Consider the following 18,241-nt stretch of genomic DNA (forward strand, 5'->3'; position numbering starts at 1 on the left):
TGGTAATATTCTTATTTTTGTTTACCCCCGTAACTTAACCATATCTTATACTTCATACTTCAGCTTATGAAAAGAATTTTCCTCTTAGCCATGTTCCTGTTTCAGGGCATCTTATCAACTGTTTATGCACAAACCACAGTCTCATTAAACTGGCAGAAAACAGCGGGAGGCGCGGGGCTTGACGGGTTTAATGCAGTAAAAAAAACCACAGATGGCGGCTCGATAGCAGTAGGCATGTCAGTCTCCAGTAATGGCGATATCAGTGGTGCACATGGCGGCCAGGATGGGCTTGTGGTAAAATTCAGCAGTACAGGTGTGAAGGAATGGGCTAAAGTATTTGGCGGGACGGGCAATGAGGTCTTTAGCTCGGTAGTACAGGCAACCGATGGTGGATATATTGCAACCGGCTACACTAATTCAAATGATGGAGACGTAAGTGGTATCCACGGTGCACAGATAGACTTTTGGGTGATAAAATTAAACAGCAGCGGTGTTTTGCAATGGCAAAAGTGCTTCGGAGGGACAGGCGGCGAAAACGCAAACAGCATTATAGCTTTAAGCGATGGAAGTTTTGTACTAGCAGGGGCGGCAACATCTACCAGTGGGGATGTAAGTGGAAACCATGGGGGAGGGGACGCCTGGCTCATAAAAATAAGTGCTACAGGTACACTACTTTGGCAAAAATGTTTTGGCGGGTCTGGATCCGAATCATTTGCATCTATTAGCCAAACATCTGATGGCGGGTTTATTGCTGGTGGCCAAACCAGTTCAAGTGATGGTCAGGTTACTGGTTTTCATGGGGTCGGGGATTACTGGCTTGTAAAAACAGATGCCAGCGGCAATTTAGAGTGGCAAAAAACCTACGGCGGAAGCAAATCAGCAAGCTATGCAGCAGCAGCTATGCAAACATCTGATGGTGGATATTTTATTTCCGGAACAACAATTCTATCCAATGGTGTGGGGATCAGCGGAGACATAGCCGAAGTGAAAGGAGCGGGGGGAGATATATGGGTTTTGAAAGTTACTGTAACAGGCGCGATTACCTGGCAAAAAACTTTGGGCGGAACCTCTGCCGATTATTGTGGCAATGCTATATACACAACCGATGGCGGTTACCTCGTAATGGGATTGGTATCTTCAACTGATGGCGACATTACGTCCGCGAGGGGCCAAAGTGATATTTGGCTTGTAAAGTTAAACGCGAGTGGAGCAAAACAATGGCAAAACTCTATGGGCGGGACTTTAGACGACAGCGGTTACGGCCTTGATCAGCTTAATGATTGCAGCTTTTTAGTTGGTGGCTCTACCAGGTCTACCGATGGGCAGGTTACCGGAAACAACGGCGGGCAGGATGCATGGCTGACTGAAATTACCACTTCTTCGCTCCCGGTTGCTGTTATTACATCTAACTTGGGCAATAGCATTTGTGCAGGCAGCAAAGTTACTTTTACAGCGGCGATTGACAACGGAGGAACTGCGCCAATATACCAATGGAAAAAAAATGGAGTAAATGTTGGTACCAACAACCCGGTATATGTAGACAGTACCTTAACAAACAGCGATGCTGTAAAACTTGTATTAACCAGCAATGCTAATTGTATTACTACTGCAACTGTAACAAGTAATATTATTAATATAAGTATCAGTACACCGGTTACACCTTCTGTTACAATTACATCCAATGGTACTACTGCTTGTTCCGGCACCTCGGTTACTTTTACAGCAGTACCAACCAACGGCGGCACACCCGCTTACCAATGGAAAAAAAATGGGGCCAATGTTGGCACTAACAGCGCCACTTATACCAGCACTACATTGGCAGGCGGCGACCAGATAAAGGTTGTAATGACCAGCAGTGTGAACTGTGTAACAAGCAGTACAGCAACCAGTAATACCATAACTATGGTAGCGGGTACCCCGGTTGCACCTTCCGTTACGCTTACATCTAATGTTGGCAGCAGTATCTGCAGCTCAAAAACAGCCATCTTTACGGCAACGCCAACAAACGGCGGCACCGCGCCTGTGTACCAGTGGAAAAAGAATGGCGCAAATGTTCACATCAATTCGCCAAACTATTCGCCATCGGGCCTGGTGGTAGGCGATGTGATCAGCGTTGTAATGACCAGTAATTCCGGATGCGTTACAACGCCTATGGCAACCAGCAATGCTATAACCATGGTGCAGGGCGCAGAGGTTTCGCCATCTGTAACCATAAAAAAGTTTCCTGAAAATTCAACAATGTATGCAGGCTCTACCAAAACCTTTACAGCTGTTCCGGTAGACGGAGGGCCCACACCACATTATTCGTGGTCAATAAACGGAGTGGTTGTGAGTACCGATGCTTCATATACTACTTCGAATATTGTAACAGAAACCAGGATAGACCTGCAGATGGTTAGCAGCTCGCCTTGCGCATCTGCCAACCCCGTTTATGCAAGCACCGTGGTGGAGGTAGTACCCGCACCCACATCTCCCGACATTTTAACAAGCATTACATTAACGCCAAATGTGCAGCTTACCCCAATCAGCGGCAACGCTGATTATAATTACAAAACATTTGTGCCGGATGATATTACATTGGTAGGCATAACGGCAATTGCAAGGGAGCCATCAGCCTTTATATCTATCAATAGCGCTGACTATATATCCCCGCCTACAGGGGGCACGGTAAACTTAACAGGCGATACAACAATTGTTGACATCAAAGCAATTGGGGCCGATAATTATACTACGCAAACCTACCGTATACTGGTTATTAAGGTACCTGCTGCCAGCGTTAACTTAAGCAACTTAACTATTAGCAGTGGCCAGTTAAACCCGGCATTTTCCGCAGCGTTAACCAATTATACCGATAGCGTAAGCAGTTCTGTATCGTTTATACGCGTTAGGCCAACTGCAAGCGATGGCTCTGCAACCATAAAGGTTAATGGCTCGGCGGTTACCAGCGGCGGTTTATCGCAGCTTATTACCTTAAACCCGGGCGATAATTTTATCAACGTAGCGGTTACGGCAGCAGGCGGCACGGCTACAAAAACCTACTCCATAAAAGTAAGGCATATTTCTGCCAATACCGCGGTATCCCTTAAAGTGGCGGGCGCTAACCTGGCAAGTGCATCGGGCAGCGGAAACGAAAATTACCAAACCTCGGTAATTACTTCGGCAACAAGTATAGCAATAACACCAACCTTGGCAGACCCTAAGGCCTCTGTTTATTTCTCTTCCAGCCTTATACCAATGGCTAATGGTGCGCCGTACACCGTAACGCTTACGGGCGCCAGCACGGTTGTGCACCTTTATGTAATAGCCGAAGACCGGACAGCCACCCGCCATATTATCATCACCGTAAATAAGAACGGGTCAAGTAATGCCTGGCTGTCCAGTTTAGAACTTAGCCCGCATATGGCTGTTGCAGAGGATAGCGGCCCTGCCGACTATAACTACAGGATAGCTGTAAACCCATACACCACAGCCTTGCAGGCAGTAGCAACAGCTGCCGGCCCGGGCGCAACCATACGTGTAAACGGCAATGTAGTGGCCAGTGGCGCTGCCTCGCCGGCCGTTGTACTTAATGCAGGTACAACCCCAACTATAATTAATACGGTGGTAACAGCTCAGGATGGTGTTACTACAAAAACCTATAGGCTATCGGTACGGCACTTTTCTACCAATGCAAATGCAACAGTTAAAATAACAGGTGCCAACCTGGTTAAAACAACAGGAAGCAGTACCGAAAATTATGTAACGTCGGTAAGTGCTTCGGCAACGAGTGTTACACTAACGGCAACGGCAGCAGACCCGTATTCGAGCCTTTATCTCCCTAATAATACTATTGTGGCCAGCGGCGTGGAGCGTTCTATACCACTTACGGGTGCCAGCACCGTTATAACCCTCCAGGTTGTGGCAGAAGACCGGGCAACTACACGCACCATATCCATCAGGGTAAACAAAAATGGGTCGAGCAACGCCTGGTTGAGCACCCTGACGTTAAACCCGAACGTGGCCTTAACGCCTTCAAGCGGTACTGCCAACTATAATTACACCGCCTCAGTGGGCTCAACTATCGGCAGCATTAAGCTTATCCCTACAGCAGCCGATGCAACAGCTACTATACGTGTAAATAGTGTAGTTGTAGCCAGCGGGGTACAGTCGCAAGCTATAACACTGGCTACCGGTGCGAACGTTATTAATACGGTTGTTACCGCCCAGGATGGTACAACTACCAAAACCTACAAACTAACCGTAACGCGCGGGCTTTCAAATAACGCGGGCGTGTCCATTGCGGTAGCGGGAGGAACCCTCGTAACAGTAGCGGGTACTAGTAATTTAAACTACGCCACATCTGTAAGCACTTCGGCAACCAGCGTTATTTTTACGCCGACAGCAGCAGAACCCAATGCGGTGATCCGCGTAAACGGCACCGTAAAACCGAGCGGCAGCCCGGTATCGGTAGCGTTAAGCGGCGCAACAACAACAATAAATATTTTGGCAACGGCAGAAGACGGCGTAACCACCCGCACGGTATCGCTTAAAGTAAATAAAACCGGATCGAGCAACGCCTGGCTGTCGGCTATTACGCTTACTAATGCAAGTATTACACAGGTGAGCACCGGTAGCGGAGATTACAATTATACGGCTACGGTAGGCTCCTCAACAACCATTACAAGGCTTGTGCCCACTGCAAGCGATGCGAGTGCTACTATCCGCGTAAATGGGGTGGTGGTAGTCAGTGGTGCCAACTCATCAGTTATTCCGTTAAGCACCGGAATGGATAATGTGATCACTACGGTAGTAACGGCAGAGGACGGCGTAACTACAAAAACATACACTGTAACAGTAATGCGCCCGTCTAACGATGCCAACGCCACGTTGAAGGTGGAAGGAGCTAACCTGGTAAGTGTAACAGGTACGGGCGATGAAAATTATGCTGTATCGGTAAGCGCTTCGGCAACAAGCATTGTACTTACACCAAGGCTGGCCGACCCTAACGCATCGCTTTATATTACCAATACCTCCACGCCAATAGCCGACGGGCTTCCACGCCCTATATCGCTTACCGGCAGTACCACAACTGTAGAAGTGATAGTAGTTGCTGAGAACCAGGTAACTACCCGTAGGATAACGCTTAAAATAAACAAAACCGGGTCGAGCAACGCCTGGCTGGAAGCGCTGCAGCTAGATCCTTATTATAAATTGACAGAAGTTGTTACAGGTACCGGCGATTATAATTACACTGTTTCGGTAGAAAACGCTATCAGCAGCATCCGGTTAATTCCAACAGTGAGTGATGTTGCGGCTACTGTACGTGTTGATGGACTGGTGGTAGCCAGCGGCCAGGTATCGCAAAACCTGGCACTTAGCACAGGTGACAATATAATTAACACGGTGGTAACAGCACAGGACGGCCTTACTACAAAAAGCTATGTAATAACAATTAAACGTGAACCGCTGTCGCTGCTTGCCGCGTTGCCTGCCAGGAAACCATCTATAAGCGTTGTGCAGAAACCTGAGCCAACAAGTGAGGCGCAGCAGGAAGACCTGCTGGTTAAACAAGCGGTATCGCCTAATGGTGACGGTATAAACGACAGGTTTACTATTGCAGGCATCAATGCCTTCCCGCAAAATATGGTACGCATCATGAACCAGAATGGCGATATTATATACGAAGCGAAAGGCTACGATAACCAAAGCAATGCCTTCGACGGGCACAACAGTAAAGGTACCATGCAGTTGCCCGGCACTTACTTCTATTCCATAGAATATAAGAAAGGTACGGAAACCAAAAGGAAGACGGGCTACATTGTAGTGAAGTATTGAGTTGGATATGAGATGTTAGATTTGAGACAAGAAAATAAAATCGCTACTTTTTTGTTGTCTTTTGCACTATTAAAGGCACGATGGCTTGCTGCGCTATCAATGGTTTAGTGGGTACAATAAAATGCGATAGGATTGGCGCGTTTTATTGTACCCACGGCTTTTTGCAGTTCATCAATGCTTACGGGTTTTAATATATAATCTACTGTATCTAATGCGCTTGCTTTAATGGCCTGTAAAGCAAATTGGTTGAAGCGATATTGATATTGACCTATTTATATTTATCGTACGCAACTATTTTGCGTACGATAAAATTTTAAATTCTGTCCTCCGGTTTTGCTCGTTTTGCAGATCGGTACATTTTTTTGTAACATCGCAGCCGTTCACCAACCTGCTTTCGCCGTAGCCTTTGGCAATTAGCCTGGCTTTAGCAACCCCCTTTTTCAGCAAATAACTTACAACAGCCTGGGCCCTTGCCTGGCTTAGTCTCAGGTTTTTGACGGCACTACCGCGGCTATCTGTATAAGATGCTATTTCAATTTTAGCGCCGGGGTTATCTGTAAGGAATAATGCCAGTTTTTCAAGATCGGTAGATGCTGAGGGTTTGATAGCGCTGCTGCCGGTGTCATAATAGATGTTGGCCAGGGTGATGGTTTTTTCGGGCTTTACTTCGTCCACAGTTAACTGCAGGTTCACATATAGTGTAGCGCTGCGGTTTAGCCCTTTTGTGCTGATGCGCTCGATATTGGAGATAAACCCTGCCTTTTTACCCGAAATACTAAAGTCGCTCCCCGCATCCAACTGTATGCTGAAGCTGCCATTGGTGTCGGCACTTGAGGTATTTATCGCCGTATTTTGGCTTATGTTTGTAGTGGTAATGATTACGCCTCCTTCGGATATGCCGGTGGCTTTGTTTACTACGGTACCCGTAAGCGAAAACCGGGGATCGTTATGTGATAATGCGATGTCGATATCCTTGCCCGGGGCATCAAAGCTGGTTGCATTAAGCGTTTTGGTATTGGTATTAATATTATGCAGTACACCATTTACGCTATAATTGCCGGCCGGCAGGTTATTAAAACTGACATGCCCGTTCACATTGGTAGTGCTTGTTGTTTTGCCGTTGGGGCCGTTTAACGTCACCTCGGCGTTAGCCAAAGGCAGCCCGGTTTCGGTGTCGGTTACCGTAATCACCAGGTTTTTGGTAATTAATTTTACTTGGGTTGGTACCACAACTGGGGCAGGAGCCAGCGGCGGCTCAATAATAATGGCCGGTTCTTTTTTCTTTTTCCCAATACTTAAACCCACACCGGCACTATATTGAAAATGATTGTTCACCTGTGGCGTGAGTGCTGTTCGGTATTGTATATTGGTAAAAATAAAGACTTCGCTAAATAAATTAAACTGCAACCCTAAGCCTATCGGGATGTATGCACCCGCTTTGCCTTTATATAATGAAAGCCCGGCACCGGCAAAAAGATAAGGCGCAACGGCATGCTTATCGGTAAGTAGTTTTAAGTTGAGCCCTGCGTTTGCATCCAGCAAAAACTCACTACTGCCATTGCTTATACCGCTTTTATACAGGTAGTCGGTATAGCTGCCCTCTAAGTTAGAACTGAAATCGATGTTAGGTGTAATGCCATTTAAATAATTAAAGCCGAAACCCGCCTGCATATCGCCGATGCTGCTCCAATAATTATTGCGCAACACGTTGCCTAACGATGTTGTGCGGATGGCCTGTGCGGTGTTAAAATCGTTATAGAACATGTGGAAAACGATTGTGGGTGGTTTTTTATTGGGCACAGATTGCCCTTGCAATCCGGTAACCAGGCTAATGAACACAGCTAGCAGCGTCAGTTTTTTCATGGTTTTATTACTGGTATGGTCTGTCTGTCTTTATCCGCCATGATAGAGCGGTTGCTGATGCTGAATTCCGAAGGTTCGCTGCGGCCCTGTACATTATTATCTACTGTTGGTAGCGGTTGCCCGTTAGCATCCAGTGTCTGTATCGTCCATACGAACCGATGGTTGGCGGTGCTATCCAGCATAGGTAAGTTTGGCCGCCAGATGTATTGGGTGGTGCCTTTTATAGCCGGCTCATCCAGCAGTGGCCTGTTACCCTTGAAGGCCTGCATATCGGTTTGCCCCGGCAGTATTTCAAATACCTGTACGCGGTACTGTGGTAATTCCTGAAGCAGCGGTACCACAGAGGTCCACCTGAAAACAATAACCGACTGTGCGGTATTTGCATCCAGTTGGGCATCCTTTGCAGGGCTTATTAAAACGGGCAGTTGGTAAGCGGTTACAAAAAATGGTTTTGTTTGCCTGTCGCGGATGATCTCGCCTGTGGTATTAAACAATTCTACTTTAAGCTGGTACTGGCCGGCGGCTAAACGGCCGGTACGCTGTAACAACCCACGTGCACCGCCGCTTAGCGTTAAATTTTGCAGTTGCAAAGCATCGGCAATGCTAAACTGGTTTACGCCCGGGCGCAAGGTAATTATGCGCGAAGCATTGATATTTGATATGCCGATAATGTTTTCGTTTTGATCCAGCAAGGTGGTTTTTATTTTTATCAGCGGGTCGTTTAATACCGGCCCATCCATATAGGTAATTATCATCAGCCCGTTTACCGGGTTTGCCCAATCGGCCAGCCAGGGTTGGGGGCGGGCATTCAAGGCCAGGTTCAGGCGGATCTGCGCCTGTGCCGTTAAGCAAAGCAGTATCATCATTACGGTTAACCCTGTTTTATAATGCCTCATCTCTTAGCGGTTTAAAATTTATAATTTAAGCCTGTGCGCAAGCTGCTCTCTAAATAATGCGGGTTGCCCGTGTATAATGGGATCAATGTATTGCCCGGCAGTTCGCTGCCGAAGCGGTACAGGTTGGCCGTCACACTTAGCTGCCAGCTTAGTTTCTTATAAAGCGCCCAATCAAAGCCACTGGTAGCCAGTATATTTTGATTGGCCGTGAACGGGTCGGTCCTGCTGGCGGTGTACTGCAGCTGCCCCTTCAGGCTAATGGTTTTACCTGCTTTCCAGGTAATGCCGGTGGTGGCCGTAAGCAAGGTGAGTTTTATCGATGGAGCCGAATTATGGAACCACATCAGGCTAAAATCGGGGCTTATGGAACGGTTGAAATAAGTAGGTACGTACAACAGCAATGCCGTTTGCGTGTTATTATTGGTAACCAAAGCCGGTATAATGGTAGTTTCATCGTACTTGCTCCAGGTATAAGTGCCACTGATAAGGTGGCTCATGCTGGTGTTGCTCCAGGTATAAGTGGGGTTGATGCTAAGCTCATTGCTTACGCTTTTGTATCCCGAAAGATCCGACGAATTGAACCCGAAATTGTTGAAACTGGCGTTCATGCTAAATCTTTCGGTAAACTGCGTAAAGATGTTGGCATTGGCAATGAGCTGTTTGTTTAACGATGGACCGGCTGTGCGGCTGATGTTGCCAAAACGCTGCCCTATGCTGGCTACCACGTTCACCTTCTTTTTCCAGGCGTTGAAGCGGGTGTTGCCCAGGTATTCCATCCGGTCGTTACTCATGTAGGGGTAGCCGGCAGTGTAGTAGCCTGCACCGTAATAGTTGAATTTTGTGCCGATTTCCCAATCGCTGCCTTTTTTGGCGATACCCAGCATAATTGCATTGTCGCGCCCGGTAGATGTATGCGCATCCAAAAACGGCCTGAAATCTTTAGACAGGGCGGTTGAGAGCGGCGTATTTAAATTGCGGGTGAAAAAACTCTGCCCAAATTCGGCGTTGAATTTCCAGCCATTGACGGTAACAGCGTTCGCCAAAAAGGTTACTACCATGTTTTCCTGCGGATCGATAGGGGAGAGCGGCGGTGAGGTAACCGAATTGCGCTGATCGCTGGAGTGAACAAAATTGAAACCTGCGGAGTATTTCCCCTCGTTTTCCAACCCGAACTGCGCCATCCATTGATTGCGTTGATACGAGCCAATAACTCCGGGCGATGCCGGTGCAAGTGTAGGCGCGATATAGTTTACCGGCCGTTGAGATACGCCATTAAACAGCCGGATGCGGAACTTGCCTGGTGATAAATTAACCCCATAACCAAAAACGCCCAGGTCGCCTGTGCTGAGGTCGCTGTACTTGAGCGTTTGGGTGCCCAACAAAATTTCGGTAAAGCCAAATTTGGGTGCTATGCCAAAATTATTGGCCGGGTTAGTTAAAAATTGCCAAAAGCTTTGCTTGCCGCCCACCGATGGCACGGTAAAGTTGTTTTGCATAGGGCTGAAGTTGAAATTGAACGGGATGCTGAGCTTGCCGAAGTTAAACACCGGGTTAAAACTATAACGTACCAAATTCCAGGGTTTGCGCTGCTGGTAAATATCGGGCACAGATTGCCCCGGCCATTTATTTAGCCCATAACCCTCGTACCAAATGCCCATATCGCCGCCAAGCGAAAATGCTGTTTGGGCGCTGGCACGGGTAGCGCACATCAACAACAGCATCAATAAAATTATCCGTGCAGGTTTCGACATATATATTCTTCCTGGTAATATTTATTGCTCGGTATTGATTAGTTAAGGCTGGCAATTCCCCGGCGTTTTCGATATAAAAGTTTCCCAAATAAAGCTGCCCTTTTGTATGTAATGCCTCGATTGCAGCAGGTCATTCCGGTCGATTTTATACAGCGATGGGGTATTTGCCTTATATTTTATATGGCTTGAGTTGCTTGTTGATTTGCCATGGTTCCATGTTACGGGATCGATGCCGTTACATCCATCCGGCCCGCCCGATTTGCGGAAGGTACCTACAACAACGGCTTCAATCGCATCGGCCTTTGTCCTGCGGTAATAAGACCACGGCGTGCCGTTTATCCGTTTATTTACCTTCAGGACGGTCCTGGCCATCAGGTGTGTTTTTTCGGTTACACCGGGAATCAGGTGTACATACAGGTCAAAACATACGCCTAATGCCGGGTCGCCATGTTTTTCGCGGTAGTGAACCTTAAACTTGCGTTTCATCATATAGCTTTTGCCATTGTTTGATTGGTAAACTTTATCATGATAAGTAAAGTCCTGGCAAGTGGTAATGTGCACCGTTACGCTTTTTGTAATGGTGCAGGTGGCGGTGGCAAATTCCTGGTCTTCCACACAAGTAATGGATACTTTTACATTTGTATTGTCTTTAAATTTCAACTCGAAATGTTTGATATTAAATAGGTTTGCAAAACTTTGCGGAACACTGGTGCCGCCAAGCCCCAGCAGGGCGTTCAGCGCGATATTGGGGAGCGGCGCAAATGGTATAGGCAGGCAATAATAAGTAGGATCATTCACCAAGGCCTGCCAGTTTGGAAGGTGCCACTTGGTTTTGTTTGAGGTGGTAGAAAACTTGACGATGCCATCAGGGCAGGCCACTACGCTTAAGTTTGCATGGACCGGTTTAATAGCGAATGTATGCGCTACGGTTTTACCGGTAGGGCATGCTTTGGGGTCTTTCATGGTTAACTTAACCGTGAATTCCTGCCCCGGTAACGACTGGTAGGTATGGCTCACTGTGGCATCGGTGCTGGTTAACACCGGCGATCCGTCGCCAAAGTCCCATACGTACGTACTTGCACAAAATGCCACCGATTGGTTTGTGAAAGTAACCGTGATGGGATATTTTTTAGTTTTGTTGATATCCTGATCGCACCACTCGTAGTTAGCGTGAAACTTGGGGTCGCATTCCGACGATATTTTTATGGTATAGCTGTAGGTGCTTGTGCAGCCATTTGCATCGGTAATATTAAGTTTAGCAGTATAATCTCCTGCATTTGCATATTGATGTTCTATTTCGCCAAAAGTGCCTGTATTACTGGTTGCGCCATCGCCAAAGTCCCATGTAAAGCTGGTTATATTGGTGCAGGTGGTGGCCGGGCTTAACGTCACTTTCCAACCTTGTAATCCCCCGGAATTGTCACAAACCACTTTAGGCGTTGATGTTACAAACTCGGCAGTAGGCTTACAGTATGGCACGCTTAAGGCTTGCGTGCATAAAACGGTATCGCCACCAGATGGCGAAACACCATGTACTTCTAATAAGATATTGGCGGTTGTTTGCCCAATCCCCGTCAGTGGTGCCGAGAAGCTTGTGCCGCCGGAGATAGCGGTACCATCCACCACCCAATTATAGGCGGTAGCGCCCGGTACGGCTGTAGTACTTAAGGTAATAGATAATTGGCTGCCGCTGCAGGATATTGCGCCGGTTATGCTTGCGCATTCGCCGTCCCTCTCGGTCATTACTTCGGACTCGTCGCATAATTCGGCTTCGGCACCTGCAAATACCTGCTCATCGGTGTAAGACCCGCTTATAAGTTGGGTGTTGTCTTTCCAGGCGTATTCAAAGTCGTCCTGCTCTAATTGTGCATCGGGCTTGCACACCAGCTTAATTTCTTCGGTTTTCTTCACCGCTCCGTTACCATCTATCCATTCCACTTTTAGTTTGGGGTTAGCAGCCAGCGGGTTTACCTGTACATAAAAGTCGTTCTCAATCAAATCGGTAGCGTTGGCAGGTATAAAGCCGTTTATGTAAGTGTAGTCGTAATAGGCACCCCCGTTGGTCAGGGTCCAGTTGTCGCCATCGCTTACCGGGTCCATATATACCCCGGTTACATCACTTGCAACAACAGGTGTAACCCTTATCTTCTTAAAAGTATCGGCAACGTTATTAAACAACCTTAATCCCAATTGGCAACAGGCAGATGCCGGCGGTTCTTCGCGGCAAACCAGTTTTACCGAATCTTTGCATATCACCCGTTTTTCTTTGTTCAGCCATTCATATACCACGTAAAAAGGCGCGCTCCCCCGGTTCCTGAAACAAATATTACCCAGCGCGATACTGCCATTGGGTATGGGGCCGCCGGTCTTAATCCAGGTGATGGTGTTAGTGGCGGGTGGTATTGCAGCGGGCAAGCGGGTAAAGCCGGCTGCATTGGTAGCAGAAATAATGGGTGCGCTGCTCCTTATCCTTAACATATAAACTGCGTTTGCCCCGGTACCCGGGTAGCTATTATTTATGCTTACATCATAACAGCAGGCATCGCCCTTTCCATCGCGGTTGTTTTGTGAAAACTTTACATTTAAACCCTTACACGGTGATGGATTTGGTTTTATTATAAATATCCATGGTTTGCTCCAAATACCGTTGGCCCATATTGCCCATCCATATTTTTTATCATCAATTAGTTGCGGGCCGTTTGGCGGATACTTAAATGATAAATCATCTAGGCTGTCTTTCTCAAAGTGCGGCTTGTTAGTGCGGAATGCAACCTCCGGCGATTGGTCGCCTGTTAGTTCTATAATCTTAATTTTGTATGTCGATGCCTTCGCGCCGTCGGTTTCCCACTTAAATACCGGCAAATTGCCCGCATCAACTATGCTGCCGCTAGCGGGTGATACAAGGCTGGTGGATGTTTTTGTATCGTTTGTACTTGTGGTACCGATATCATATTTAAAGCTGAATAATTCACTGGTGCCGTTATTGCCGCCTATGGGCTTGCCATCGCGGTTAAGCGCCTGTACATTCCAAATAAAACTACAGAGGTATGGTGGTTTGCATGGGCCGGTTATTAAATTGGTTGCAACGGCCTGCGTAATATTGTCAACGTCTTTGGTGAAAATGGGTTGGTTTACCGTGCGGGCCTGCGCCGTATTTTGTCCCTGCATTAATTGCCATACGCTTAAGCGGTAAGTGGTTGGTTCCTGCGGCCGGGGTACTATCGGTGTCCAGCGGAAAGTGATCGGTTTCTTAATATCGTTTTCGGTAAAAACAGTGCCGTTGGCGGGCACGATATTTTGTGGCTGCTGGTAAGTTTGCTGCTCGTTACCACGGATGGTGAAGGGCTTTGTTCTTTCGTCGCTTAAGGGCATAACTGCTGCGCCCCGGTTGCCAAAGAACTGCACACTTAATTCGTAATCCCCGGGTTTCAGCACACAATCCTGCCCAATCAGCGATGCTGCGTTGCCGCCGCTCCAAACTTTGGTAGCTGTATTAAAACCAGCTGCCGGCGCAGATGATGAGGTATAAGCGCCACATATTTTGGCTCCGTTTTTTTTAATGATCACCAGTATTTTGCTCTCTACAACTAAACCGTTCACCTTACCATTTACAAGTTGCGAACTTGCTGTTATGGTGAGCAGCGATGTACCGGTGCCCCAATTGGCTACATTGGCATCTGGGTTGGCCGGCAAACTGATGTTGATAGCGGTAATGGGATTGGTTTGCGCATTTGCCTGCAGGGCAAAAGCTAACAGCAAAATAGAAAGGAACTTCTTCATAATTGCGTAGATGAATCCCTTGTTTTAGGAAGGGTAATTGTGATTAAATAACTGTAAGGTCAGATTAAGGTAGGGGCTATAAACGGATGGCACAACCCGCCTTGCGCAACGGGTACACCTTGCTGATTGTGAGAGTAGTATGAATGAGTGTGCGGTTGAGCTAAGCGGGTCGCTGGGCCTGTTGCCAGGCTGCATGGAGATTACGCGGGATGAAAAGTGTTACCCGGTTGCCCGGGTTTTTTTCGCTGGCGAAGGCCGGTACCATGCTGATTGTTATGGCATGCGCGCCAAACCGGCTTAAAGCACCAACGCGTTTTCTTATCAGCTCCATGCCGCGGCTTTTATGGTTGCCCAACGTTTTAAGAGCTACGCTATTGGCCATGCCTATGCCGTTATCTGTTATGGTTATCAGCAGATCGCCGTTTTGTTCTGTTAGCCCAATGGTTAATTTACCGTCAATAGAAGATGGCATCAGGCCATGCAGCAGGGCATTCTCCAACAAAGGCTGAACGATCATCGTAGGGACCATCCAATCCTCCGTATCTAAATTATCGGCCACATCTACCTCGTAAGCAAACCTGTCGTTAAAGCGCATTTGTTCAAGCCGCAGGTAAATTTTAATATTCTCCATCTCCTGCTCAAGCGGGATGAAAGATTGCTGGGCGGCCTCGAAATTTTTACGGATAAGCGAAGCGAAATCGCTAAGGTAACGGTTGGCGTTTTGCCTGTCCTGCAGGTTAATATAATGCTGTACACTATTTAGCGCATTGAACATAAAATGCGGGTTCATGAGCGATGTAAAGGCCTGCTGCTCCAGCGATGCTGTTTGCACATTTAAGATCTCTTTGGCTAAACGGGCCTCTTTTCGCTTTCTAAGGCGGCGGTTCACCACGTATATAATCGCTATCTGCGTAAGCGCTGCCAGTGTTACCCAAAACCAAACGGACTTCCAAAATGGCGTTTCTACATCAAATTTCAGCGTGAGTATTTTATTACTGAGGCTGCCATTTACATCTACCGCGCGCACCTGTACGGTATGGCTGCCGCTGCTAAGCTGTATGATTAAGGTGTTTTGATCAAGGTCTATCCAGTTCTGCAACTTATCAAGCGTGTATTGCAGGCTTTTAAAATGGCCCCCAAGTTCTACCCCGGCAAAATGCATCTGGATATTGCGCTGCGAGGATTTTAGCTTGTACGATGCCGAAAGGATAGTATCGCGCTGATTGATGCTGATGCCGGTTAGGTAAACAGGTATATTAAATTGGGGTATGGATATTTTTGCAGGGATAACCGATATCCCATCCGCAGTTGCGGCGTAAACCGTATCGTGTTGGTAAACCATTTCGTTTATAACATTGTTAGTAAGCCCGTCATTAATAGATAGGTTTTGAATTGTGCGCCCTCCCTTACCTTTTACAGCGTAGTCAAGTATGCTTATACCATCGCCCGTGCCTATCCATAATTGCCCGGCGGCACCGGCCGTAATACTGCGCACCGCGTTGTTGATAATGCCATCGGCGGTAGTGAAATGATATAGCAGCCTATCGTTCTTTATGGCAAATATTCCCTTGCCCGATGTAGCGGCCCATAGCAACCCATCGGGTGTGGCGCATAAATAGGTTATTCTTTCTGCAAACAGCGGGTTGTTTTTGGTAAGTGCCCAGCCTTTATTTTCAGTATAGTTATATTTATACAAGCCATCGGTAGAGCCATAATAAACCATGCCATCGGTTGTTTTGGCCAGTGCCGTAATCCGTTTCGAAAGAAAGTTTAAGCGCGTTGCTTTTTGGGTAATGGTGTTTAGTTTATATAAACTGCCCACCTGGCCAACCAGGATAATGCTATCGTTGTAACTAAGAGCTGTTTTTGCATAAAATAAAGTGCCGGATGTTGTAAATATCTCCCTGTTGAAGTTTACCGTGGTGCCTTTTTCTGAAAACGTAAAAACCTTATTTTGCGATGCGATTATTTTTCTGACCCGGTAAAGCACAGTTGGCATCTTGGTCACATTGCTTATCGCAGTCCCCTGGCCCTTGTTTTCCAGCACTTCTCCGTTAAAATTGCCAGCTAGTACAGTGCCGTTTGGCAGGCGTGCTATGCTAAAGAAGTTCCTGTTTTCAAAACCGGGAGGTATTGCAACATGCCTGATAACCGTTTTTTTATACAGCAGCAAGCCCTTATCAATGGTACTAACCCATATATTACCCTTGCTATCGTTAAATAAAGAATTGGGTGCGTAATTGCCACCGGTTGTAAAAAGTGGTTTTAATGTTTTTTTATCGAACACGTATATCTTGCCCGAATTGCCATAAAAACTGATGAGTGTTGGCGTTATGCCGTAGTAAAAAGATGGTTCGGGGATGGTTATCGAATCTACTTTAAACCGGATAGGGTTGCTTTGTATAGCCGAGTATATATACGCTTTAGACCTTGATAAATAGAGGGTATAAAACCGGTCATCGTTAAATGCTGGTAAAACCACGTCTTTGGAGTGATGGAAACCAAGTGAAATACTGTCGGTACGCATCGCTCCGGCCACATGATAAAAGGTTGTTTTTAGCGTGGGTGGTTTTTGTCGGATCCTTGAATTGTTCCATACTATTTTTGTGCCGTTCTTAAATTGCTTTACAACCACTCCGTCTGCATAAGGGTTGTTGCGCACCACCTTTTTATCTTTCAAAAAGTAATAACCGGTTTCGTTATAATACATTACGCCGCCGCTCTGCAACGAAAATAAGTACATCATGGCCGTACCAAGCTTCACTTTACGCAAGTTGGTATCGGTAACACCACTAATAAAACGGTTTTTTATTTCATCGAAGTATGCGGGACCTTGCTTAAAACAACTGACCCATATGCGGCCATTGGTCTCCTTAACTACCGCGAGCACCTCGTTATCAGGCAAACCCTCTTTTGTAGTGAAAAGCTGGAAATGCTTGCCATCGAACCGGGCTATCCCCGAATCGGTACAAACCCATAAGAACCCTTTATCATCTTCAACGCACGGTTGGATATAATTGCTCGGTAAGCCATCATTTACGGTAAAAGCGGTATAGTTTTTCTGCTGCGACCGGCCATTCAGGCTTACACAAAGCATAAACAAAATAAAAACCGCCAGGCGCATAGGTTTTATAATAAGGGTTAAGCAAGATAAGGTATTTTACTTGTTGAACATGAGGCTCGCCCGTTTCATTTTTTCGAGGAATATATCCAACTGCCTGCGGCTGATGCTCCAGTGGTTGCCATCCGTCATTTTTACGATGCCGCCGTCAATTGTGCTGTACTCTTTTATGTATTTGAGGTTTACGATGTACGATTTATGTATCCGGGCAAATTGGTGTTCATCCAGCAGGTCCTCAAAATCTTTAAGCGTTTTGCTGATCACTATCTTCTGCATATCTTTCAGATGGATAATGGTATAATTGCTATCGGCCTGCAGCGATACCATATCGTCTACCTCTATAAAGCTTATGCTGCCCAATTGCGGCAAAGCTATTTTTTTGGGTGGAGATTTTTCGCTGATGGTGCTTAACAGATGTTGTAGAAGCTGCTTGTCCTGCATCCCGGCAGTGGCGCTGCCGATGGCCCGTTTTACTTTTTCCACAGCTTTTTGCAGTTCATCAATGCTTACGGGTTTTAATATATAATCTACTGCGCTTGCTTTAATGGCCTGTAAAGCAAATTGGTTGTAAGCGGTTACGAATACCACTTTAAATTCAGGATTTTTGATACTGTGTAAAAATTCGAAGCCGTTTTCGCCCGGCATATCAATATCCAGGAAAAGCACATCGGCCTGGTTGGCTTGCAGCCACCGGCGGGCTTGGGCGGCGCTATCGGCCTTGCCCGCAACCAATACGCCCTCACAATCATGATGAAGCAGGAACTCCAGGCTGGCCAGGTTATTTATTTCATCGTCAACCAGCAAGGCTTTAAGCATAGCATAGATATTTGTTAGCAATTAAAGGTAAACATTTACAAGCCAACAAATACACCTTTGCGTGAGTGATGCAAATGATTGTTTGTGGTGAGGTTTGATTGAGGGAACGGACGCAAAGCGCCGATATGGGCGATAATAGGCAGAACGGCTTTGATATTAGTCGAAATAGCTGCGGGTAATTAAAATTGAATTTTTCGGCT

Annotated in this window: 7 protein-coding genes; 1 reads left to right on the forward strand and 6 read right to left on the reverse strand. The window is 46.7% G+C overall.

Annotation, left to right across the window (positions count from 1 at the left end):
* Nucleotides 1-66 precede the first annotated feature (66 nt).
* Nucleotides 67-5,814, forward strand: a complete 5,748-nt coding sequence (locus AC1DXC_RS14810) for a cadherin-like beta sandwich domain-containing protein (RefSeq protein ID WP_477459927.1) — start codon at nt 67-69, stop codon at nt 5,812-5,814.
* Between the two features lie 291 nt (nt 5,815-6,105).
* On the opposite strand, the gene AC1DXC_RS14815 is transcribed toward AC1DXC_RS14810, so the two are convergent.
* The 6 genes from AC1DXC_RS14815 to AC1DXC_RS14840 all read right to left on the reverse strand — a co-directional run bounded on the left by AC1DXC_RS14815 (nt 6,106) and on the right by AC1DXC_RS14840 (nt 18,041).
* On the reverse strand, nt 6,106-7,677 hold the full coding sequence (locus AC1DXC_RS14815; RefSeq protein ID WP_477459928.1) for an OmpA family protein: 1,572 nt from the start codon (nt 7,675-7,677) through the stop codon (nt 6,106-6,108).
* The gene (locus AC1DXC_RS14820) at nt 7,674-8,573 is read right to left on the reverse strand and encodes a hypothetical protein (RefSeq protein ID WP_477459929.1); all 900 of its coding nucleotides are present in this window, start codon (nt 8,571-8,573) and stop codon (nt 7,674-7,676) included. The genes AC1DXC_RS14815 and AC1DXC_RS14820 overlap by 4 nt, the downstream gene beginning before the upstream one ends.
* Before the next feature lie 11 nt (nt 8,574-8,584).
* Complete coding sequence (locus tag AC1DXC_RS14825) at nt 8,585-10,324, reverse strand: hypothetical protein (protein WP_477459930.1); 1,740 nt, start codon at nt 10,322-10,324, stop codon at nt 8,585-8,587.
* Nucleotides 10,325-10,366: 42 nt separating this feature from the next.
* Nucleotides 10,367-14,104, reverse strand: coding sequence for a PKD domain-containing protein (locus AC1DXC_RS14830; RefSeq protein WP_477459931.1), 3,738 nt, complete (start codon nt 14,102-14,104; stop codon nt 10,367-10,369).
* A gap of 160 nt (nt 14,105-14,264) precedes the next feature.
* Nucleotides 14,265-17,228, reverse strand: a complete 2,964-nt coding sequence (locus tag AC1DXC_RS14835; RefSeq protein WP_477459932.1) for a sensor histidine kinase — start codon at nt 17,226-17,228, stop codon at nt 14,265-14,267.
* Nucleotides 17,229-17,264: 36 nt separating this feature from the next.
* A complete protein-coding gene (locus AC1DXC_RS14840; RefSeq protein ID WP_477459933.1) occupies nt 17,265-18,041 on the reverse strand; it encodes a LytR/AlgR family response regulator transcription factor in 777 nt (258 codons plus the stop codon).
* Between the last annotated feature and the right edge of the window lie 200 nt (nt 18,042-18,241).

It is taken from the genome of Mucilaginibacter sp. P2_D11 (assembly GCF_056404435.1).

What these genes read in the sequence shown, in the direction of transcription:
- AC1DXC_RS14820 (WP_477459929.1), bottom strand. Translation starts at nt 8,573, where the DNA reads ATGAGGCATTATAAAACAGGGTTAACCGTAATGATGATACTGCTTTGC.
- AC1DXC_RS14810 (WP_477459927.1), top strand. Translation starts at nt 67, where the DNA reads ATGAAAAGAATTTTCCTCTTAGCCATGTTCCTGTTTCAGGGCATCTTA.
- AC1DXC_RS14830 (WP_477459931.1), bottom strand. Translation starts at nt 14,104, where the DNA reads ATGAAGAAGTTCCTTTCTATTTTGCTGTTAGCTTTTGCCCTGCAGGCA.
- AC1DXC_RS14815 (WP_477459928.1), bottom strand. Translation starts at nt 7,677, where the DNA reads ATGAAAAAACTGACGCTGCTAGCTGTGTTCATTAGCCTGGTTACCGGA.
- AC1DXC_RS14840 (WP_477459933.1), bottom strand. Translation starts at nt 18,041, where the DNA reads ATGCTTAAAGCCTTGCTGGTTGACGATGAAATAAATAACCTGGCCAGC.
- AC1DXC_RS14835 (WP_477459932.1), bottom strand. Translation starts at nt 17,228, where the DNA reads ATGCGCCTGGCGGTTTTTATTTTGTTTATGCTTTGTGTAAGCCTGAAT.
- AC1DXC_RS14825 (WP_477459930.1), bottom strand. Translation starts at nt 10,324, where the DNA reads ATGTCGAAACCTGCACGGATAATTTTATTGATGCTGTTGTTGATGTGC.